The 20,687-nt window shown below is 41.7% G+C and carries 20 protein-coding genes; 2 read left to right on the top strand and 18 right to left on the bottom strand.

All coding sequences use genetic code 11. The features are described 5' to 3' along the window. Nucleotides 1–128: 128 nt before the first annotated feature. A complete protein-coding gene (locus ACKPBX_RS08860) occupies nt 129–1,061 on the bottom strand; it encodes an alpha/beta hydrolase (protein WP_319995172.1) in 933 nt (310 codons plus the stop codon). Between the two features lie 342 nt (nt 1,062–1,403). Then, entirely contained in the window at nt 1,404–1,748 is a 345-nt protein-coding gene (locus ACKPBX_RS08855) for a winged helix-turn-helix transcriptional regulator (RefSeq protein WP_319995171.1), read from the bottom strand. Between the two features lie 135 nt (nt 1,749–1,883). On the opposite strand from ACKPBX_RS08855, the gene ACKPBX_RS08850 reads away from it, so the two are divergent. Then, the gene (locus tag ACKPBX_RS08850) at nt 1,884–2,753 is read left to right on the top strand and encodes an SDR family oxidoreductase (protein ID WP_319995170.1); all 870 of its coding nucleotides are present in this window, start codon (nt 1,884–1,886) and stop codon (nt 2,751–2,753) included. 123 nt (nt 2,754–2,876) lie between these two features. Here ACKPBX_RS08850 and ACKPBX_RS08845 read toward each other — a convergent pair whose 3' ends face one another. The 11 genes from ACKPBX_RS08845 to ACKPBX_RS08795 form a co-directional block, all read right to left on the bottom strand. Next, the gene (locus tag ACKPBX_RS08845) at nt 2,877–3,245 is read right to left on the bottom strand and encodes a YccF domain-containing protein (protein WP_272162562.1); all 369 of its coding nucleotides are present in this window, start codon (nt 3,243–3,245) and stop codon (nt 2,877–2,879) included. Nucleotides 3,246–3,456: 211 nt separating this feature from the next. Beyond that, on the bottom strand, nt 3,457–4,599 hold the full coding sequence (locus ACKPBX_RS08840; RefSeq protein ID WP_272162563.1) for a glycerate kinase: 1,143 nt from the start codon (nt 4,597–4,599) through the stop codon (nt 3,457–3,459). A gap of 97 nt (nt 4,600–4,696) precedes the next feature. Beyond that, on the bottom strand, nt 4,697–5,962 hold the full coding sequence (locus tag ACKPBX_RS08835; RefSeq protein WP_319995169.1) for a GntP family permease: 1,266 nt from the start codon (nt 5,960–5,962) through the stop codon (nt 4,697–4,699). Nucleotides 5,963–6,088: 126 nt separating this feature from the next. Beyond that, nucleotides 6,089–7,351: a CdaR family transcriptional regulator gene (locus ACKPBX_RS08830; protein WP_319995168.1), complete on the bottom strand. Its 1,263-nt coding sequence runs from the start codon at nt 7,349–7,351 to the stop codon at nt 6,089–6,091. 259 nt (nt 7,352–7,610) lie between these two features. Beyond that, the gene (locus tag ACKPBX_RS08825; RefSeq protein WP_319996422.1) at nt 7,611–8,444 is read right to left on the bottom strand and encodes a PTS system mannose/fructose/sorbose family transporter subunit IID; all 834 of its coding nucleotides are present in this window, start codon (nt 8,442–8,444) and stop codon (nt 7,611–7,613) included. 4 nt (nt 8,445–8,448) lie between these two features. Then, a complete protein-coding gene (locus ACKPBX_RS08820) occupies nt 8,449–9,282 on the bottom strand; it encodes a PTS mannose/fructose/sorbose/N-acetylgalactosamine transporter subunit IIC (RefSeq protein WP_272162566.1) in 834 nt (277 codons plus the stop codon). Between the two features lie 24 nt (nt 9,283–9,306). Continuing rightward, the gene (locus tag ACKPBX_RS08815) at nt 9,307–9,801 is read right to left on the bottom strand and encodes a PTS sugar transporter subunit IIB (protein WP_319995167.1); all 495 of its coding nucleotides are present in this window, start codon (nt 9,799–9,801) and stop codon (nt 9,307–9,309) included. A gap of 14 nt (nt 9,802–9,815) precedes the next feature. Then, on the bottom strand, nt 9,816–10,241 hold the full coding sequence (locus ACKPBX_RS08810; protein WP_272162568.1) for a PTS sugar transporter subunit IIA: 426 nt from the start codon (nt 10,239–10,241) through the stop codon (nt 9,816–9,818). A gap of 432 nt (nt 10,242–10,673) precedes the next feature. Next, nucleotides 10,674–11,966 carry an ABC transporter substrate-binding protein gene (locus ACKPBX_RS08805; protein WP_407702595.1) on the bottom strand — a complete coding sequence of 431 codons (1,293 nt, stop codon included), beginning with the start codon at nt 11,964–11,966 and terminating at the stop codon, nt 10,674–10,676. Next, nucleotides 11,959–12,639: a response regulator transcription factor gene (locus ACKPBX_RS08800; protein ID WP_319995165.1), complete on the bottom strand. Its 681-nt coding sequence runs from the start codon at nt 12,637–12,639 to the stop codon at nt 11,959–11,961. The genes ACKPBX_RS08805 and ACKPBX_RS08800 overlap by 8 nt, the downstream gene beginning before the upstream one ends. After that, complete coding sequence (locus ACKPBX_RS08795; protein ID WP_319995164.1) at nt 12,632–13,729, bottom strand: sensor histidine kinase; 1,098 nt, start codon at nt 13,727–13,729, stop codon at nt 12,632–12,634. The genes ACKPBX_RS08800 and ACKPBX_RS08795 overlap by 8 nt, the downstream gene beginning before the upstream one ends. Nucleotides 13,730–14,035: 306 nt before the next feature. Between ACKPBX_RS08795 and ACKPBX_RS08790 the strand changes: the two genes are divergently transcribed. Continuing rightward, nucleotides 14,036–15,634, top strand: a complete 1,599-nt coding sequence (locus ACKPBX_RS08790; protein ID WP_319995163.1) for an IS1634 family transposase — start codon at nt 14,036–14,038, stop codon at nt 15,632–15,634. A gap of 44 nt (nt 15,635–15,678) precedes the next feature. Here ACKPBX_RS08790 and ACKPBX_RS08785 read toward each other — a convergent pair whose 3' ends face one another. The 5 genes from ACKPBX_RS08785 to ACKPBX_RS08765 all read right to left on the bottom strand — a co-directional run bounded on the left by ACKPBX_RS08785 (nt 15,679) and on the right by ACKPBX_RS08765 (nt 20,678). Next, complete coding sequence (locus ACKPBX_RS08785) at nt 15,679–16,509, bottom strand: sugar ABC transporter substrate-binding protein (protein WP_319995162.1); 831 nt, start codon at nt 16,507–16,509, stop codon at nt 15,679–15,681. A gap of 506 nt (nt 16,510–17,015) precedes the next feature. Beyond that, nucleotides 17,016–17,330, bottom strand: a complete 315-nt coding sequence (gene rhaM / locus ACKPBX_RS08780; protein WP_319995161.1) for an L-rhamnose mutarotase — start codon at nt 17,328–17,330, stop codon at nt 17,016–17,018. 295 nt (nt 17,331–17,625) lie between these two features. After that, the gene (locus tag ACKPBX_RS08775; RefSeq protein ID WP_319995160.1) at nt 17,626–18,657 is read right to left on the bottom strand and encodes a substrate-binding domain-containing protein; all 1,032 of its coding nucleotides are present in this window, start codon (nt 18,655–18,657) and stop codon (nt 17,626–17,628) included. 14 nt (nt 18,658–18,671) lie between these two features. Beyond that, nucleotides 18,672–19,664, bottom strand: a complete 993-nt coding sequence (locus ACKPBX_RS08770) for an ABC transporter permease (RefSeq protein ID WP_319995159.1) — start codon at nt 19,662–19,664, stop codon at nt 18,672–18,674. Next, entirely contained in the window at nt 19,665–20,678 is a 1,014-nt protein-coding gene (locus ACKPBX_RS08765) for an ABC transporter permease (protein WP_319995158.1), read from the bottom strand. Between the last annotated feature and the right edge of the window lie 9 nt (nt 20,679–20,687).

Below are 20,687 nucleotides of genomic sequence, written 5' to 3'. Positions count from 1 at the left end.
TGTTCCTGATTAGCCTGGAAACATGAATAACTTTTTATTATTCATCTTTTTCGGCTCCTAGTGCACTTAAAAGATGGATATCTCACGACTATTCATCTTTTCCCCTCAAAATCTTGCCAGCACAGTTCCTAATCCCACTCGGTTTTATCCTGCAAATCGAGACTGAAGCGTTTCAGCAGCCAGGCGTCCGCCAGGTCGATCCATTTGGCGGCATTTTGGTCTACCAACGTTTTAGCGTTGGCTGTAGCCTGCGTGGCAAGGCTCAATCCATGCGGACCTTCTTCAAATACGTGCATCTCAAACGGGATATCGCGCTCCGAAAGAGCCATCCCCATCCGTAACGTGTGCCCGACCGGAACAAGTGCGTCGGATGCGGTGGCCCACAGGAACATCGGCGGTGTTTTTTCGGTCACCAACAACGCCGGGCTCACTTCCTTCAGCGTTTTATCGCTAGGGGTCGCTTCTCCCAGCAGCGACGTTACGGAGGCATCAAACAGAAGGGTGCCCATTTCATCCTTTTCGGTCGCTTTCATGAACAGATAATCGCTCAACGTATAGCCCAAAATCGTAGCAGCGGGACGAAGTTTTTCTTCCGACACTTGGTAATAATCGGTCAGAATCGGTTTGTCCCAATAAACGGAATAGGTCGCGGCATTATGCGCACCTGCCGAGAAGCCGCATAATGCGATCCTCTCCGTATCTACCAACCACTCCCAACTATGTTCATGGATCGTCAACATGGCTTTGCCGATATCGCGGATGGCGGCCGGAAAGACTGTGTGTTCCCGCCTATCAACGCCTCCAAAAATGGATTCGAAGGCTTCTCCCTTTTCCAGATAAACAGAATAGCGCAGCACAAAGGCATGATAGCCCATCGCTGCAAACCGCATCGCCACTGGCTCAGCTTCCCGATCCGAACAGGAAAGATAGGCGCCGCCAGGGCAGATCAGTACGGCCGGACGCGTTGCGCCGTCCAGTAATTCCGGCGAATCCTGCAGTACATAAGTCGTCAGCGTGACGTCTTCCCGTTCCGGATACAATTTTATCGTTTCAACAATCATATTTTTGCCTCCTTGTACTTTTTGCTTTTCCCAGTTTTTCCACAAAACGGCGAGCTAGCGATCGGTCACCCATACGTGTGTGTTTAGCCCTCGTAAAAAAATGAAGTTTCGCCGTATCGGTGTGATTTCGCTATCCAAACAAACTGATACCGCTTCCACATATCCGTTCCTTTAAGCCATATTCCTTCCCTAAGCTGAAATATATATCAAAGCTTACGCAAGAAAAAGGAACCTGTCAACAGATACCTTTGACCATCAATTATTTTACAGCCAGTTGTTCAATCAGCCTATCAAATTATCCAAACTAAAAGAGGGGGCTGATTCCCCCATCACTTCAACTTTTTACTTGCTCACCAAATTTTTCTTGCTCCACTCGCCCATACTCTGCAGTATCGGAATAAAGCTCTCTCCCAATGGCGTCAAGGAATACTCTACTTTAGGTGGAACTTCCTTATAGACTTCCCAGTGAACCATCTGGTCTTCTTCCAATTCCCGCAATTGTCTTGTTAAGATCCCTTTTGAAATATTCGGCAACAACCGTTGAAGCTCATTAAACCTTCTCGTCTGCGTGCTCAGATTCCACAGGATGATGATTTTCCATTTGCCTGCGATGATGTCCTGCGTTTGCGTAACGGGGCAAACCTCTATTTGCTCCCCTACAACTTCTCCAAACCGACTTCTTGCCACGATAAACGCCTCTCTTCCGCATTAGTCCTGTTTTTGTGACTAGGTAATATTAAAGTGCCTACTTACAAAAAGATCCCTGATACCATATTATAAGGTTACAAAAGAAAAGTAAACATAAAAAGGGAGAGATGCAAAATGAAATTATTAGTAACGGGAGCAACAGGAAAATTCGGCTCGAAGGTTGTAGAAACGCTGTTGAAGACTGTACCGGCCAGTGAATTGGCCGTCAGTGTTCGTAACCCAGAGAAAGCGGAAGCGTTAAGGGCTCGTGGCGTGGAAGTCCGCCAAGGGGATTTTGATCACCCGGAAACACTGGATGCTGCTTTTGCAGGCGTTGATCGTTTATTGCTTGTTTCCGCGGATGGGGATAACGAAACAAGAATTCGTCAGCACGCCAATGCAGTGGCTGCGGCAGAACGCGCGGGCGTCGGGTTCATCGCGTACACCAGTTTAGCGAATGCAAAAGAAAGCCAAAACTTATTCGCCCCAACGCATCAGTTCACAGAAGAAGCAATTCTGAAAACTGGGATTCCCTACTCCTTCTTGCGCAACAACTGGTACTTGGAGAATGAAATTTCGGGAATTCAAGGTGTCCTGGCAGGAGCTCCATGGATCACATCAGCAGAAAACGGCAAGGTAGGTTGGGCACTTCAACAAGATTATGCAGAGGCTGCGGCTGCTGTCCTTTCCGGTGACGGGCAAGAAAACACAACCTACGAGCTTTCCGGCAAGGTATTGGCTCAGGAAGAAATAGCGGCAGCTCTCGGAAGTGTATTGGGCAAAGAAGTAACTGTACAACAAGTCGATGACGCTACCTACGCCGCTATTATGCAGGACGCTGGCGTGCCGGATTTCGTTATCCCTATCCTTGTTGAGATCCAAAAAAGTATTCGCGTGGGTTCACTGGATGTTGAGAGCAACGATTTCGAAAAACTCCTTGGTCGTCCAGCAACACCGATCCAGGAGGGTTTGAGCCAAATCGTGAATGGAATTACGCAAAATTAATTATTGCATTGAACCGTAAAAATGAGGTCCTTTATTCCCAGTGATTGACTGGAAATAAAGGGCCTCATTGCTTTTTAAAATAGAGTCTTCGGTAGCGTACTCATCCGACAATGATATTGCCTGTTATGCAACCCGATAGATTTCCGCCCCAAACGGAAACAATGCCAGCTTGGCGTGTTTGAAGTGCTGCAGCCCGAACGGAATGCCTACGATAGTCAGACAGAAGACGATGCCCAGGATGACTTCCTCAGCAGCCAATGCCAAGCCGCCCAACAGCATCCAGATTATATTCAACACTAAAGACGTGCCGCTTTCGCTGATGCGGATTTCCCTACCGAACGGCACAGCCGCCATCACCGCGAACTTGAAGCATTGCATACCGATTGGGATCCCGACTATCGTTAGGCACCACAAAACACCGATCACAACCCAGGAAATGAAGCTGATGAAACCACCCAACACAAACCAAATCAGATTCATTAAGAAATTCATGGCCTTTCCCCTCTCTTTCCCTTACATTATAATCCCTGTTCCGTACAAAGGCATCGGACTAAGTACTGAATTTTCCGCCTGAAATCATAAACTCAACGAAAACAGTACCACCTGCAGATTTTGAAAAAGTCAGTGCAATAAAAAAAATCCAATCAGCAACTTTTTGAATAAGCTGCCGATTGAACTTTTTACGGATGTTTAATTTTATTTTTCAAAGCCTGCTCTGACTTAATTGAATAACTGACGCAATATTCTGTGTTGTTTTTCTTATATTCTCATATCCCATCTCCAACGCTGTCTCTAATGAAGTGAGCTCAGAAAGAATGCTGAATACTGCCGTCACTCCATGTTCATAGACTGTCTCGTAATTACCAGTCAAGCTTCCTGCAATAGCGATGACTGGGACTTGATATTTTTGAGCAATTTTAGCTACACAAATGGGTGTTTTCCCATAAATCGTTTGGTGGTTTATTCCGCCTTCACCCGTTATCACCAAATCGGCATCACAAATCTTTTCTGCTAAACCGACCAATTCGCTTACCAACTCGCCGCCATTTTGCAGCTTAGCGTCTAAAAAGGCCATCAAAGCACCGCCTAAACCGCCAGCTGCTCCTGCCCCAGCAACAAACTCAATGTCCTTATTCAGATACTGGCGAATCAAACTGGCAAAATGTGCCAGATTTTTATCGAGTTGTTCTACTTGCTCAGCCGTTCCGCCTTTTTGAAACCCGTAAATATAAGAAGCGCCTTTAGGTCCGGTAAAAGGATTATCCACATCACAAGCTACTTTGATTTCAACTTCTTTTAATTTGGGATTTAATTCGGAAAGATCGATCGAAACTAAATCAGCCAAGCCGACTCCACCAGGAACGATTTGTTGCCCTTCTTTATCCAAGAGTTTACCGCCCAGGCACTGAATCATTCCAGCACCACCATCATTGGTCGCACTGCCTCCTATGCCAATCAAAATTTCCTTTACCCCTTTGTTTATAGCATCTTGAATCAATTCCCCGGTACCCCATGTGGATGTGATCAACGGATTTCGCTCTGAAGGGCTAACCAAGTCCAAACCTGAAGCTGCCGCCATTTCAATAATGGCTAATTTCCCATCTCCTGAAATGCCGTAAAATCCTTCTACCAATTCTCCTAATGGGCCATGAACAGTGAGCGTCTGAATTTTACCATTTGTTGTATCGACCAAAGACTGTACCGTTCCTTCGCCTCCATCGGCCATCGGAACTTTTAAGTATTCGGCATCAGGAAATACCTTTTTAAATCCTTCTTCAATAGCATTAGCTGCTTCTAATGCTGTCAAACTTTCTTTAAATGAGTCTGGTGCGATAACAATTTTCATGTAATCAGTCACTCTCCTTTATCTTTCTCCAAATCGTTTTCGTCTCAGTGAGATACTTCGCTTTACTTATTGATGAATGGCCATCTTTTTCATCTCATCAACCAAATAAGTTAAATACTCCAAATATAAGTGTAGAAATCACAGTAATGATCAACCCTATAAGAGACTCATAAGAAATTAATCTTAGTCTTTCTCTAAAATCCATCGTGACACTTCCCGCAGTTGCATGGAAGAAACTCCCGTGCGGCAAATGATCCAATACAGTAGCTCCCGCATGAACCATAGCTGCTCCTCCGATGTTACTGATACCAGCTTTTAATAGTGTTTGACTAAAGACACTACTTGCTACGGCAGCTCCCGATGTAGTAGATGCTGTTGCAGCTGACATGAATATCCCTGAAATTGGAGCCAGCATATAGGCAGGCAAGCCCATTGTTTCAATCCCGCTGATCAGTACCTCACCCAACGCCGAATTACTGATTATTCCGGCCAGTGTCCCCGTCCCTAACAATAATACAGCTACTCCAGACATCTTATTTAATCCCGAAATAGTATAAGCTGTGATTGAGGAAAATTTTCCCATCACAACTGTTCCGGCTATTCCTCCGACTGGCAATGCAATCATTGGGTCAATTGCAATACCGGCAATCGGCCTTAATGACAACAGAACAATCGCTACCAAAGGCGCCACAATCGCTTTCCCAAAAGAAGGAACTGACTGCGTTTCTTCCGACAATTCTTTTTCGGAAATGGAACTTCCTTTCAACACTAAACGTTTAGCGATAAAATAAGTGGCAACCACTGCGAAAACAGCAGGAATGACTCCCGCCAACATAACATTTGTTAAAGGTACACCAAAAGCTTCGGATACTGCTATCGTATTTGGATTTGGCGAAATAATATTCCCAGCCTTGCCTCCGCCAATCATTGCTAATAAAATAGCCGTTCTTGACATGTTTGTTTTATAGGCTATCGCCATTGCGATAGGAGCAACAGTAATAACTGCTATGTCAATAAACACACCTACTGCCGTAAGCAACATCGTTGCTAAAGCTAAGGCAAACAGAGCTTTTGAATGACCTAATTTTTTTATGATTGTTTGGGCAATAGATGAAGCTGCACCTGACTCTATTAGTATTCCTGCCAGAACACCAGCAGATAGTATTCTTAGAACTGCAGTGACAATTCCTTGCGCTCCTTGATTCATCAAACTGACGGTTTCTACCAAAGTAGCACCGCCTAATAACCCTCCGATCAGCGCTCCGCTAAATAATGCATATACCGGTGGAACTTTTTTAAAAATCAAAAAAATAGCTACTATCAAGCCCACTATTGCTCCTAAAGCACTTACTTGCACATCCATTAATTATTCCTCCCCAAATTTCAATACACAAATTGTAACCGTTTCACTTTCCGGAAGCATTAGCATACAGCACAAATGAGAAGCGCTCCCAAATGAATTTATTGTGCAATTTTCCATTTTTTGTATCTAATCTAATTTATCAACAATCAATGACAGATATAATTCAAATAAATCAGAATAAAAAAAAGGATTTTTTCCTGTAATCTCATGAATTTTACTCAATCGGTATTGGACAGTATTACGATGGACATACAATTCAGCAGCTGTCTGCTTGCTGTTACCACTATTTTTTATATAGGAATCCAATGTATTTTGTAATTCTAGGTTCTTATCATTCAGTTTCAGCTTATCATAACCCCGGAAAATAGAATTTTCCTTTATAGTAGGGATCATCTTTGATAAAAGTACATATAAAGAAACATCTCGAAACTGAAAAATTCTTTGGGTGACTTTTAATTTTTCTCCAACAACTAGAGCGTCTTTTGCTTCTTCGTATGATTTCCACCATTCTTTATGCTCACTATAAAAACTGCCAATGGAAATTGATATTTCCAATCCCAATCTGTCTAACTTCGTTAACCAAATTTTCAAAACTTGCAATGTTTTTTCTTCATTCCAAATCCCGTCATTGAGACTTACTTTTTTTAGTATCACCATTTCTCCTGTGAACAGGGTGGTATATAAATCGTGTTCTTCAATTAATTCCTTCAGCATATCTGTTAAGCGGCTTAATAATCTCAATTCATCGGTATTGCCTTTGATTACAATAGCCACCCTTGGTTCATTCAAGTTTAACTGTAATATTTTGATTTTTTTATAGAACAGGGTGTCATATTTATACCCTTTATTTATCAATTGTGTGATAACTTCTCGGTTGATGCGTTCATCAAGTTGAAGTTCTTTCTCAAGAATCGATTGTTCAATAATCATTTCAGCTGTCATTTTCACTAACTCGCCATAGCCTCTAATTTCATCTAATTTTCCTGTAATCCCTACTACACCTACAATTTCATCCCCTATTACAATCGGTAAATTCAGACCTTCCTTTACGCCTCCCCATAGAAGAGCATCTTCTGATTTTACCTCTATGGATTGCTTTTTGCGGATAACTTCAACCGCCACTTCATGTTTCATGGATATTCTTTTCGGGTCCCCAGATCCTATGATTTTACCTTCGTTATCCATAACATTCACATTATACGGAAGTATTTTCATCGTGCGATTTACGATATTTTGAGAAATTTCTGATGTTAAAGTTGCATGCATATTTCCACTCCCTCTCAATTCTCTTCGACAACGCATGTTTATATACACCACTTTACAACTTTTCACGCTCATCGGGGCATAAACATACAAGCCACCCGTTGCCAATTGACCTTGTTCATTCATCAGACTAAGTACTGAATTTAACTGCGTTAATAATTGTTTCGTTGTGACTCAATTATACCCGACCGAAAAGGTTCATGCTTTTTTGCGCTTACAGATACTACAGCAGCAAGGCTTTGAGATCGTTTTTTATGCGAGAAGTTTCAACTGTTTATTTCCAAACTAAAAAAAAATCCCCATAACCGCGTATACAACGCGACTTATGGGGATATTTCGTTTTAAATTTATCAAGATCAGTCAGCCAAGACAATATTACTAGATACTAATAAGTCAATCCTGGGTTGAAGAATCCAACCAAAACGCCGACAAAGGCAACGACTACCAAAATCAACATGACTTTAATTGGGGACATGTTCTTTTTGGACAGCAAATACCAGCAGCCTACTACAAATGAAGCAGTCAATAAGCCTGGGTATACGGAGTCGAATTTGTCTTGCAGCGTCAAAATGCTGTTTCCGTCTGATCCAATCAACGCGAACGATGTTTTGACACTTACCCAAGTAGCTGCAACCGCCCCGATGACCATTCCGCCTAATAAAGTGATCGATTCACGTAACGCCAACCCTTGTGGTCCTACTAAGAAATCAACAGCTTTACCGCCTAGTTCATAGCCTTTGAAGTAAAGGAATTTCATCCCGAAGTAGGCAATCAGGTTCCACACGATCATGTAGAAAATTGCGCCTAAGGGTGAGCCATCCGTAGATAAGCCCAGTGCGATACCAAGTAAAATCGGAATCAGCGTTCCAACGATCAGGGAGTCACCGATACCCGCCAAAGGTCCCATCAAACCGGCACGCAAACCATTGATCGTTTCATCATCGACATCCGCTGCCCCGTTGGCACGAGCAACTTCCAACCCGGCTGTGATACCGACTACGACTGTACCTATTTGTGGTTCCGTATTGAAGAAGGCAGTATAGGTCTTCATCGATTTTGCTTGATCTTCTTTTTTATCATAGAGTTCTTCAACGATCGGCAGCATCGAACATAGATAGCCAAATGTTTGCATATGTTCTTGGGAGAAACAGGTCAGGTTTCCGTAATACCAGTTGTGGAAAGATTTCGTCAATGTTTTTTTGCTTAATTCCTTAGCCATCATCTTAAATGTCCTCCTCTTCATCGCCGCTTACTGAAACCACTCTTTGCAATGACAGCAGTTTGATGCGATAGTTGATTAAAGCAAACATAGCCGCAACCACTGTCGCTGAAACCAAGTTGATCCCTAATGAAGCAGCCAACGTAAAGCCAAAGAAGAAGGGAATGAAGTCTACTGCTTTGGTAACGATTTGTTTCAACAGAATCGCAATCCCGACGCAAGGAAGCAAGGATCCGACTGTGAATAAAGTTTTCATTGCCAAGCCGTCCATCGGTAAGGTTTCTTTGATCAACTCAACGACATCGGCTCCCAATTTACACATGATCAAGGTTGGGATAAAGGAGAAGAAGAAATGGGAAATCCAAGGCAAGCCCATATTGACTGCATATAGCTTACGGAATTCGCCTTTTTCCACCGCTTTCCAACCGATGTGTTGCCATGCCAAGTTAGCTGTTGCAGTTCCGTAAAATAATACGGTACCCAAAGTCCCGACCATCGTACCGAATGATGTAGCCAATGCTGCACCTTCCACGCTAAGAGCCGCCAAGCCATAGCTTTTTAGAGCGACCATCGCAAGCGGGATACCGATATAACTGACCGCGCGAACGTCAGCTGAGACCGTTCCACCAGGAGTGACCAATGCGATGTACACGATTTGCATTGCAGCACCGACTAAAATACCCGTTTGGATATCGCCTAAGATAATGCCTGATACTAAACCACCGATTAAAGGACGACCTAATGTATAATTTCCGAATGATGTACCGCCTAAACCAGGCATACTTGATAAACAGGCGAACAGCCCTAGCATAGCTGCTTGAATCCAACTGATTGTCATGATTTCTTCTCCCCTTTTGTTTTATTATTTAAACCCAAATTTGCTTCTGAAATTTTCCCAGGTTCCGATTGAAACATCAGGCAGCAAGGCAAATTTAATTTTATACCCAGCTTGATGCATCGCTTCAAAAGCCTCTGCTTCTGCTTGTGTGATCGATTGGTTATTTCCCAATTTCGTAGCACCTTCACGGTCATTGCACGGACCTACGATCACAGTATCGATTCCGGGTTTGAATTTTTGATCCACCAAAATCTTTTTCATGTCCAAAGGATCTTTGGTGATCAGGAAATAGCGATCTTTGCTGTCCAATACTTTTTGATTTTTTTGTTGCCATTCCTCATTGGTCCAAATGAACGTTTTTAAACCGCTGGCACTCTTATAGGCCGCTTTCAGAACGTCACTCTGAGCCGCCTTATCATTCACAGCGACTAACCCGTCACAAGGGTACTCTTTTGCCCAACGCGTACATGTTTGCCCGTGGATCATCCGATCATCAATCCGAATAAATGATACTGTCATTTCTCTTTCCTCCTCTAAATTTCGTCGTCTTCTTCTGGTTGTTCTAATTTGAATTCCTGCAAAGCTGCTTTCGCTTCGGATACGACCGTAGCGGTAAAAGTTTCTTTATCCAAGCTGTCTTTCATCAAAACGGAAGTTAAAGCCAATGGCAAGTTCATACCGCCGATAGTAATTGTATTGGCAAGTTTGCCTTCATCCGCTAAAACATTCAATGAAGTTGTCAAAGGTGAGCCGCCTACAATATCAGCAAGCAAGATGATTTCATCCTCCCCAGTCACAGCTTGAACAGCTTGCTTGAACATCAAAGCAAACTCATCCGCTGTTTTCCCATCAGGCAATCCAACTGCGATCACATCATCCCGTTTTCCAGCCAGCATATCCAACGATGTCTTTAAGCCCGTCGCAAAATCGCCGTGGCTTACCAGAACCACATATTTCAAATTATTTTCCTCCTTCGCGTATATCAATTAGCCTCTAAAGAATACCACCCATAGAAGCGCTTGCATCGTGTCGGGTGTCAACACATTCATGTGACATTTGGCATGAAATAACGAAAAATGTTCACTACCGGACTGCGGTTTTGGCGGTGGGATACCCCGCCAAATTGGGTTTGGAGGGGTATCTTGTGTTGTCCGCGGACGTTTTGCCCCGCCAAATGTGTTTTGGCGGGGAATCTCGTGTTGCCCTTGGACATTTTGCCCCGCCAAAGGGGTTTTGGCGGGGTATCTCTGCGCATAAATTCAATTCCCATACAAAAAAAGCCCTGCTGCGATAGGCTATTCCTATCGCAGCAGGGCTTTTCTTGTTGCATTCTACAGCGGATTCCTCGGACTTAACAGACCTCATCCTCCGCGTGACATTTGTCATTCCGATTATTTTAAAAGATTATCGATTTCTTTTTCGATGTCGACCAGCTCATCATCAATTTTGTTTTCATTCAATGCATTCGTGATCAGATAATCGCATCTTTCGATGATATTGTTGTATTTTTTGAATTTCGGTTCGATCACCGCATTTTCGATGATGTCATCCAACACATCTTGTTTTAAGGAATAATTGCTCATGGCATCCTGATCCAGCAGCGCTTTGGTGCTGTCGCTGGCCATCACACTCTTCAAAGCGGAAGCCCCTTGCGAATTTTCAAATAGTTCCTGTTGAATTTCTTGATCAATCGTTAAGGTTTCCAGAAACTCAAAAGCTAATTGTTGCTGTGTCGTTTTGGAATTTATCGCTATCAAAGAGGTGGCTATTTGGGAAGTCTTTTGATTAGCGATTGTCCCGGGCATCGCCAAGCAACTCCATTTGAAAGTAGAATATTTACTGACGCGATAAGGATATGGTTGATAAGTCCGGTATTGCGCAAACGTCAACGGGCAAAAAGCGACATTGCCTTTATCGAAGTCCTCTGACGATACTTGATAGCCCTTATTCAGGTCTTTCAGTTTTTGAATATAGGATAGGGCTTCTCTTACATCGCTTTGATTCAGATTGCTTGAGGCACCCTCCTCATCAAACAAGCTGATGCCATAACCATTGACCGCATCTTGCCATTTAAAACCATAGGAGCCATACTGATCGATCGTGCCATCACCATCCGTATCCTTGGTTACTTGTGCACAGATTTGATAAAATTCTTCGATCGTCCAATTACCCTCAGGTATCACGATACCTTCCTTTTCCAACAGATCGCGATTGACGCACATCATGGTCGGGTTGATCTCATAGGGTAAGGCATATTGCGTATTTTGGTAACTGCCCGAACTGAGCGCACTTTCATAGAAGATATCAGTACTTACGTTGTTAGCTTTGATCAATTCATCCAACGGCATCAATGCGCCCAATGAAGACAACTTATTGAAATCTTCAGCCAATACCATAAAAACATCCGGTTGCTCCCCGCTGGCGATATTGGAAGCTAACCAGGCTGAATAATCTTGTTTCAAGATGCCGCTCTTATACTCTATCGTTACGTTAGGATGTTCCTTTTCGAATTTTTCGATGGCATCATCGATCACTTTATAACTTTCCGCATTGTAGACATCCCAATTGCTGCCGGTGAACATCCCCAGCGTAATCGTGACTTCCCGGCGAGAGCTGACAAACAGATAGATCATCAACAGACTAAAACCGATTAATGCGAGGAATACCTTTTTCATTTTAGTCATGATCATTACCGAAGTCTTTTGTCGTTTGTCCCGTTTGGACTGCCCAAATGGCCAGTTGGGTCCGATCCCTTAAATCCAATTTGGACAAAATGGTGCTGAGGTAATTCCGGACCGTTCCCTCCGACAAGAACAGCTTTTGCGATATTTCTTTGTTGGACAGGCCGAATCCCACTTGTTGGATGACCTTCATTTCACGGTTGGAGATATCCGCAACATTTTTGTCATGCACTTGGATCGCATAACTGCTGGTTACCATTTGCGAGAATTTTTTGAACACTTTAGTGGCGATATCCGGGTTGATCATCGCGCCCCCATTGATGACGGTCAGAATGGCTTGGTGCAAGCCGTCCATGCTGACGCCTTTCAACAAATACCCGCTGGCGCCGTATTTTAAAGCACTGAACACAAATTCATTGTCATCGAAAGTAGTCAGGATAATGATTTTAATTTCAGGGTATTGTTCCTTCACCATCTTCGTGCAGTAGACGCCATCCATTTTGGGCATCCGGATGTCCATCAGAATGACATCCGGTTTGCATTTCTTGATGCTTTCCAGCACTTCAAAACCATCAGCTACGGTTGATACAACTTCAAGATCCGGTTTCGTTGACAAGACAATTTCCAAGGATTGTCTAATCAACTCTTGATCATCGGCAATCATTACTTTAATCATAATTTATTCCCCTTTCGATCGGTATTTCTATGGCAGTCCGGAAACCGTTCTCGCCAGAAAATCTGATCGTCCCATTTAAGATAGAAACGCGTTCACACATCTGCTTTAACCCATAACCACATTTGATGCTTTCGCAACCCGTGCCATTATCTTGGATGATGATGACATATTCATTATCGTAGACGAACATATTGATTTCAATTTCCGTAGCATGCCCATGCCGCAAAGAATTGGTGATCGATTCCTGGATCATCCTGAAAATGATATCCTCTTTGGTATTCTCAATATCAACATTATCCCATTTGTAATATAAATCTATTTTCAGATTGGATACGCCTTCATACTCGGCGATCATTTTGGTCAATCCATCTTTCAGCGTGCTGTCTTCCAAAACGCCCGGGCGCAATTTATACAAGGAACGCCGCACATCTTTGATGCCCATCCTGACAACGTCGCTGACCAGCAACAGTTGCTGTTTCGTTTTTTCCGGATCGATATCAATGATGGCAATGCAGGCATCGACACCCGCCGATATTCCGGTCAGAGCATGGCCCAGCGTATCGTGTATTTCCCTGGAGATTCTTTTCCGTTCGTTATCTTCGCCGATTTTTTCAGTCAGATTGGCATAGTTCTTCAATTCGACATTTACGCGTGAGACCATCGCCAACTGTTCTCCGACCCGTTGTTTTTCTTTTTGTTGGACAAATAAAGAAGTCGCCAGAAAAGAAATGAAGCCAACGATATTCAGCGAAGCAAGGATGTTTCTGAAGAACAAGATCAACGTTCTGGCTCCGCTGGGATAAAAATTAATATAGGTTTCAATTGACGGCATTCTGACAATGAGCGAAAGAATGGCATAATCAGAGATGATCAGCAGTCCAAAGCTGACGACCAACAGTGCGGGCCAATATTTAATTTTCTTTGTATTGTACAAAATATCTGCGAACACCAACAACACGATGCCATTGTAACTGCCGTTCAAAACGATGATCAATGTGATCATCACGATAATTTCCAAATAGATCAGCCAATAAACGATGTAACTGTCTTTCGTGCGGAAGTACATACTCGCCAGTAATACCAAGAACAACAGGATCGCCCCAAAAAAGGTCTTTTCCGGAGCCGGAGGGACATAAGAGAGGTTTTCCAAAAACGCCGAGGCATATCCGTGGGCTTGTAAATATTTTGTCGAAAGCAAAAAGATGGAGGCATTAAATAACACAATAATAAAATTTAGTAGCAATAAGGAATTATGAATATAAGCTATATCCTTCATTCCCGTGTAAATTATAACGAGGAATGCAAAAAACATTGATATAAAAGGAATTTTCTGGCTATTCCTATTGAATTTCCGCACTTTCCACGTTATAATTATAACGTGGAAAGGCGTGATTTTATGAGTTTAGTATATGTAACCAACAAAAAGAACGGCACTACCTATGTTTACGAATCAACCAACTATTGGGATAAAGAAAAGAAACAGTCGCGCAGCAAGCGTGTCTGCATAGGAAAACTGGACGAAGCTGGGAACCTGGTTCCCTCTAAGCGATTGGCTATGCCGCCGGCATTAGCACCTGCAAAGCAAGGGCCGGTACCATCCACCGTCATGAAACGAAGCTTCTACGGAGCGACCTATCTGTTTGACAAAATCGGAGAACTGCTTGGTGTTACAGCCGATCTAAAAGCTTGCTTTCCTGAAAGCTATAAGCAGATACTCTCGATTGCCTACTTCTTGATTTTGGAAGATCGCAATACGATGCTTCGTTTTCCAAAGTGGGATCGCACTCATTCCCATCCTTACGGCAGCTGTATTCCCTCGCAAAGAAGCAGCGATCTGTTTGCCTCGGTTACGGAAGAAGCTAAAAATCGTTTTTTCAGCCTGCAGGCTAAGCGACGGACGGAGAATGAATATTGGGCTTATGATACTACCAGTGTTTCCTCCTATTCAGAGTCTCTTAAGCAAGTCAAATACGGTATCAACAAGGACCACGATCCGCTTGCGCAGATCAATCTTGCTTTGTTGTTTGGTGAAGAATCTGGCTTACCGTTTTACTACCGCAAGTTAGCAGGCAATATAAGCGATGTCAAAACAGTGAAGCACTTGCTTGCCGATCTAGGCAATCTTGGTTTTAGCAAGGTCAAACTCGTAATGGACCGAGGGTTTTACAGCAAGGAAAATATCGATGCCTTGTACCAAAATCATTTGAAATTTTTGATGGCCACAAAAGTATCCCTGAAATACGTGCAGGAAGAACTGAACAAGGTTCGAGATAACATCCGAACACGCGCTAATTACAATGCCAGCTACCAACTTTACAGCCATACTGCAACGATAGACTGGGAGTATTCACAGAAACGCCCGTACAAAGGCGATGTGATTGAAGGGAAACGGCGGATGTACCTGCATCTTTATTTTAGCGGTGAAAAAGCACTGGAGCACGAGAACCGTTTCAATGCGCTTCTTGATCGGCTCGAAGCAGAACTAGTTTCCGGGAACCGCAAAGCAGAACACGAAAAGCAGTACGCTAAATACTTCGAAATCACTTCAACACCAAAACGCGGGACAAAGGTAACCCCAAAACAAAAAGCCATTACCCAAGCAGAAAAAGACTACGGATTCTTTGCCCTCATCAGCAATGAAATCAAGGATCCCATCGCCGCTTTAGATTTGTACCGTAACAAAGACATCGTTGAGAAAGCCTTTGGAAATCTTAAAGAGCGGTTGAATTTACGGCGCACAGCCGTTTCATCAGAAAGTTCGCTTGAAGGAAAATTATTCGTGCAGTTTATTGCATTGATCTATTTATCGTACATCAAAAAGCAGATGTCCGAAAAAGGGCTGTATAAAAATTATACGATGCAGGAATTACTGGACGAATTGGATGTCATTGAGGCATTTGAAAATCCAGGCAGTGCAGTGCGAGTGGGTGAGATTACGAAGAAGCAGTCGCAATTATATAACACCTTAGGTGTTGTGCCCCCGACCACGTTATAATTTTTTGGGAATCTAGGCTATATGCTTCGTCCCTAAATTGATCATTATTGCCACCCCGAAACATCATATTCGCTGATATTGTCCTTGGTTATTAAGCTAACCGGTACAACAATCGACTTTTCATAATGTTCATTATTAATAATTTTATAGGCTGCTTCAATCGCTTTTGCCCCCATCGTAGTAGGCGATTGCGCTGCAGTTCCCTGGACTTCATCACTGTCAATCAATAGTTTTTTCATATCCGGTGAACCATCCACGCCATAGACCAGCACTTCATGATTGACTTGTTTATCTTTTATTGCCGCCAAAGCCCCCAATGCACTCGGGTCATTCAAAGCCATGACAACATCGAAATCAATTTTTTTATCAATGATTTCCATCATTACGGGCATGGCGACTTCCGTTTGGCCCAAACACTCTTCACTTGCAACAACTGTATAATTAGCATTATCTTTGATAGTATCCAGAAAACCGTTGATCCGGTCAACAGACGATAAAGCAGCGCTGTGTTTTAAAAGCACAATCTTTGCCGAAGACAGATTGCGCATCATATCCTTGGCACATTGCACGCCAGCATCATAATTATTGGATAAAACAGTCGTATCGGCAATCGTGTCGTCATCCAGCTGCGCATCAATGACGATTATCTTGATGCCTTTTTCTTTGGCTTTTTTCAAAAAATCATTCACTTTCGAATAATCAACCGGGTTGATGATCAATACATCAATCCCCATCTCGATCAGGTCATTGATTTGTTCGTTTTGTTTATCGACATCCAAAGCTGGATCACGGGTGTATAAGATATCCCCACGATCATTGATTTGTTTTTCTATTTCATCTGTTATGGCCTTGTAAAAGCTGTTATTCATGGTCATATAAGTGGCACCAAAAACAATTTTTTTACTGTCATACCTTACGAATTTATAATTATAATAGATGGATGAAACCGCGATGACACAAACAGAGACAATTATAACCATCATTTTGCTTACATTTCGCACCCTATCATCACTCTCCCACCTCACAGTCTATATACTTTTGTCACATATGTAAATTGACAAAAGTAATTTTATGCAATCACTTCCATTTTTTATCTCCTTCTGCATGGGTATAAACCTGCGTCCGAATTCGGCTGGGCTCAGAACCATCCCCCAAAAAGAAAACAGCAAGCCCCCAGTCTCCGATTGGATATCGGAAATGGGGGCTTGCTGTTTTAAATAATTTAGCGGTAGAGAAGTCACTATGCCATCAAACTTCACAACATAGTCCGGGAGCGTGCGTCGACTTCGGTGACTTTGCCTTTGCGGAGGACCGGATGCTTGATTTTGTTTACTATGTTTGGAATTTCTTAAAGGAATATTGTGACACCCAAATCAATTCATTATTCCAAATAAAAAACTTGTCTTAAACTTTTACTGATCGGACTATTATCGTCGTTTGTCTTCATGATTGGGGCCATATATTCCCACCATTTTTTGCAAATCTCCGTATTGCTGAAGCTCTCATAGGTTTCTTTGTCTTTCACTTCCACATATGCAAATAAGGTATCCTTCTCTTCATCTAAAAAAATTGAATAGTTTGAAGCACCGTACTCCTTTAGGCTATTACTCATTTCAGGCCATAATTCTGTATGCCGCCTTTCATATTCTACTTGATTCCCAGGATAGAGATACATAATTGAAGCCAATCTGTACATTTTGCTAATCTCCCTTATTGAGTATTTTAGAACTAAATTCATCCCATATAGTATTGTCTATTTTCTTTTTTACATCGAGTAAAATATCTTCGGGCATAATTGTGTTAATGAAAACACGATAACTGGAAGCATTATCGTGTTTCATATTGTGATTGTTTCATAAATGGAGTCTGGGAATAGATCAGTCATCACTTTTCTAGTACCTACCATATAATCGCCAATCCTAGTATTCAATTCAACATTTGTTGGTTAATCCAAAACACTCTCATTCGTCATGTAGACTATAAGATATTTTTTAAAAAATATCTTTCCATTGATCAATATTTTCAGCATCAAATTTAAACGGTTCGCCCAATAATACTTCTGTTCCACCATCCATTGCTTCAGTTACCTCTTTAGTTCCCAAATCTCCTGCATCAAAAGTATCACCTAGTTCACCTGAAATATTTCCATCAGCCATTTCAGCTAAAGTATATCCCGCTAGATAGCCCATATCAATAGGGTTCCACAGATACATGTATGGCGTAACATCTGATTCAATATATTCGGCCATTTCTGATGGTAATCCTAAACCTGTTACTTTAACGTTATCTCCGATTCCTTTATCTGTTACTACTTTTGCTGCAGCAGCTAAAGCTACAGTAGATGGAGCTACAATTACTTTTAAATCTGGATAAGATTGTAATAATGCTTCTGTTTCGGAAGTCGATTTATCACGTAAATCATCACCATATGCAATTTTTACTATTTTTAGATCTGCATATTTTTCATCACTATCCATAACATTCTGCATTTCTTCAATCCAAGTATTTTGATTGGTTGCTGTACTCGTTGCAGATAAAATGGCTATCTCACCAGCACCGTCAGCCATGTCCAATGCGGACTCAGCTAACACGCGACCAATTCCTACAGGATCAGCTTGTTGAATATGGGTATTTCTAGATTCCGTATTTACAGCGGAATCAATACTTATAATTTGGATTCCTTGGTCCCTTGCGGCATTCAATGCCGGTTGTAATGCATCTGGATCATTAGCTGATATGGCGATCCCGTCTACTCCCTGAGCGACTAACTCTTGAATCATATTTATTTGTTGCTCAGCTGTAGGAGAATCTGGTGCTTTCGTAATGGCTGTATACCCTTGTTCTTCAATCGAGTTTATAAAACCTTCCATAAGTTTTTCTCCAAATGGGTTACCCGTATTTTTGTAAACAAATCCAAAACTTTTCACATCATCAGTAGATCCTGTTTCTCCTTCAGAACCGGAATTTGTACATCCTGCCAATAATACTGCTGTTGCTGCTAAAAAATATAGTGTTTTTTTCATATTCTTTCATCCCCTTAAATTTTTTTATTTTTTATTTTGATTCTAGTAACTAATACTGAAACGATTAACAGTACCCCAATAATTAGAGTGATTGTTTGGCTGCTTACATTTGCAATCCCTAAGCCATATCTCAAGAATCCAATTATGAATACTGAAATAATTGGGCCTAGTATTCTACCAATACCGCCACTCGTGTTGACACCTCCTAATACAACCATAGCAATTACTTCAAGTTCATAGCCCATACCAATATCCGCTCTAACACTTGACATTCTAGAAGTTAAGAACAGAGAAGTAACTGCCGCCATTAATCCCATTAAGGTAAAGACAATGATAATATTTCTATTAACCTTGACTCCGGAAATAATACTAGTTCGTTTATTGAAACCAATAGCATATATTTCTCTGCCAAATACGGTTTTGTGGAGAACAGCGGTAAATAGTATCGCTACTACTATAAATACAAGCATAATAATAGGAATACCTGCTACAGAGCCCCATCCCAAGTTGGTATACCAAGTGGGGAATCCAGATATCGAATTATTTTCCAATAGAACATAGGAAAAACCTCTAAAAATTGTTTGAGTAGCAAATGTCAGAATCATTGGAGGAAGTTCCGAAAACTTAGTATTCAATAAACCGTTTAAAAATCCGCAGATAACCCCTGTAAATAAACTTGTGACTATTGCCAACCACATGGGTGCCCCTGATTGGAAAGCCAAACCCATCATAACAGCAGACAAAGCAACTATGGATCCTACAGAGATATCAATCATCCCTAATAAGAGGATGAAAGTCATTGGTAAAACCATAAAGGCTTTATCCATAAATGACATTGGTGCAGTCAAAAATGTATTTACAGTAAAGAAATTTCCCGAAATAGAAGAGTTAAAAGTAATAATCAATATGAGGATAACAACCAACAACCATTCCCACTGCATGAAAAAGGATTTAATACTCTTATCTTTTTTCGTAGATAATTCATATTTCCACTTGAGTTCTTCCATCTATATTGCCCTCCTTTTCAATGCATCTTTCTTTTGACGCTTTTGAATATAAAGATTCAAAAGAATAGCAACTAATATAATGAACCCTGTAATGAAATCTTCCCAGAATGTAGATATATTTAATAATGGTAAAGCATTATTCAAAATACCTAGCATAAGTACACCTAGAATCAAACTGGAAATTTTACCGACTCCGCCTCGTACACTCACTCCGCCTAATACGCAAGCTGCAATAACCGACATTTCATAGCCGACGCCTGTATCCCCTTGCGCTGATGCATACTTGCTAACCCACAGTACACCTGCTAAACCCGCAATTAAGCCATTTAATACATATGCTGTCACAATGGTACGATTGGTTGCAATCCCCGTTATACTCGTTGCTTCGTAATTAGATCCAACAGCGTAAATATTTCTACCAGTCTTCGCATATTGTAGAAAATAGTAGAAAATGGCAAATGTCGTGATCGAGAACAGGATTAGGTTATTCAAACCGAAAAGACTTCCTGTGGACAACGATTTGAAGGCTGGTGTCATCTGATGAGCGCTGATCCAAGCATTATTACCGACAACATATGTCAATCCTCTATGCACATTCATCATTCCTAATGATGCAATTGTTGGATTAATTCGACCTTTTGAAACAAGCAAACCTAAAATGAGTCCCGTAACTATTCCAATCATCATTCCCAATAAAAGAGAGAAGACAACTGGCAAATCAGGGTAAATACTTACAAAACGAGCTGCAGACATTCCGGATAACGCTAAAACCGCTCCGATGGATAAATCTATCCCTCCAGTTAGCATTACTAGCATCATTCCGACCGAAAGCATTCCTAATAAACTAGTATTCTTTAGCAAATCTGTGATATTGGTACCCGTGAGAAATTGCGGATTCTTCATTTGAATATAAATCATAGCAATGATCATAAATACGAGTAACCCTATTTCTTTTACGTTCATATTCTTAGTTAGATTCTTATACCTATTTTTTTTAAGAATATTTTCACTCATTTTACCACC

The sequence above is a fragment of the Trichococcus shcherbakoviae genome (assembly GCF_963666195.1).
GTDB lineage: Bacteria > Bacillota > Bacilli > Lactobacillales > Aerococcaceae > Trichococcus > Trichococcus shcherbakoviae.
This window is presented reverse-complemented; position numbering and strand designations above follow the sequence as displayed.

Coding starts and splice junctions, on each gene's coding strand:
- ACKPBX_RS08860 (WP_319995172.1), bottom strand. CDS start 1,061: ATGATTGTTGAAACGATAAAATTGTATCCGGAACGGGAAGACGTCACG.
- ACKPBX_RS08850 (WP_319995170.1), top strand. CDS start 1,884: ATGAAATTATTAGTAACGGGAGCAACAGGAAAATTCGGCTCGAAGGTT.
- ACKPBX_RS08845 (WP_272162562.1), bottom strand. CDS start 3,245: ATGAATTTCTTAATGAATCTGATTTGGTTTGTGTTGGGTGGTTTCATC.
- ACKPBX_RS08840 (WP_272162563.1), bottom strand. CDS start 4,599: ATGAAAATTGTTATCGCACCAGACTCATTTAAAGAAAGTTTGACAGCA.
- ACKPBX_RS08835 (WP_319995169.1), bottom strand. CDS start 5,962: ATGGATGTGCAAGTAAGTGCTTTAGGAGCAATAGTGGGCTTGATAGTA.
- ACKPBX_RS08830 (WP_319995168.1), bottom strand. CDS start 7,351: ATGAATGAACAAGGTCAATTGGCAACGGGTGGCTTGTATGTTTATGCC.
- ACKPBX_RS08825 (WP_319996422.1), bottom strand. CDS start 8,444: ATGGCTAAGGAATTAAGCAAAAAAACATTGACGAAATCTTTCCACAAC.
- ACKPBX_RS08820 (WP_272162566.1), bottom strand. CDS start 9,282: ATGACAATCAGTTGGATTCAAGCAGCTATGCTAGGGCTGTTCGCCTGT.
- ACKPBX_RS08815 (WP_319995167.1), bottom strand. CDS start 9,801: ATGACAGTATCATTTATTCGGATTGATGATCGGATGATCCACGGGCAA.
- ACKPBX_RS08805 (WP_407702595.1), bottom strand. CDS start 11,966: ATGACTAAAATGAAAAAGGTATTCCTCGCATTAATCGGTTTTAGTCTG.
- ACKPBX_RS08800 (WP_319995165.1), bottom strand. CDS start 12,639: ATGATTAAAGTAATGATTGCCGATGATCAAGAGTTGATTAGACAATCC.
- ACKPBX_RS08790 (WP_319995163.1), top strand. CDS start 14,036: ATGAGTTTAGTATATGTAACCAACAAAAAGAACGGCACTACCTATGTT.
- ACKPBX_RS08785 (WP_319995162.1), bottom strand. CDS start 16,509: ATGACCATGAATAACAGCTTTTACAAGGCCATAACAGATGAAATAGAA.
- rhaM (WP_319995161.1), bottom strand. CDS start 17,330: ATGTACAGATTGGCTTCAATTATGTATCTCTATCCTGGGAATCAAGTA.
- ACKPBX_RS08775 (WP_319995160.1), bottom strand. CDS start 18,657: ATGAAAAAAACACTATATTTTTTAGCAGCAACAGCAGTATTATTGGCA.
- ACKPBX_RS08770 (WP_319995159.1), bottom strand. CDS start 19,664: ATGGAAGAACTCAAGTGGAAATATGAATTATCTACGAAAAAAGATAAG.
- ACKPBX_RS08765 (WP_319995158.1), bottom strand. CDS start 20,678: ATGAGTGAAAATATTCTTAAAAAAAATAGGTATAAGAATCTAACTAAG.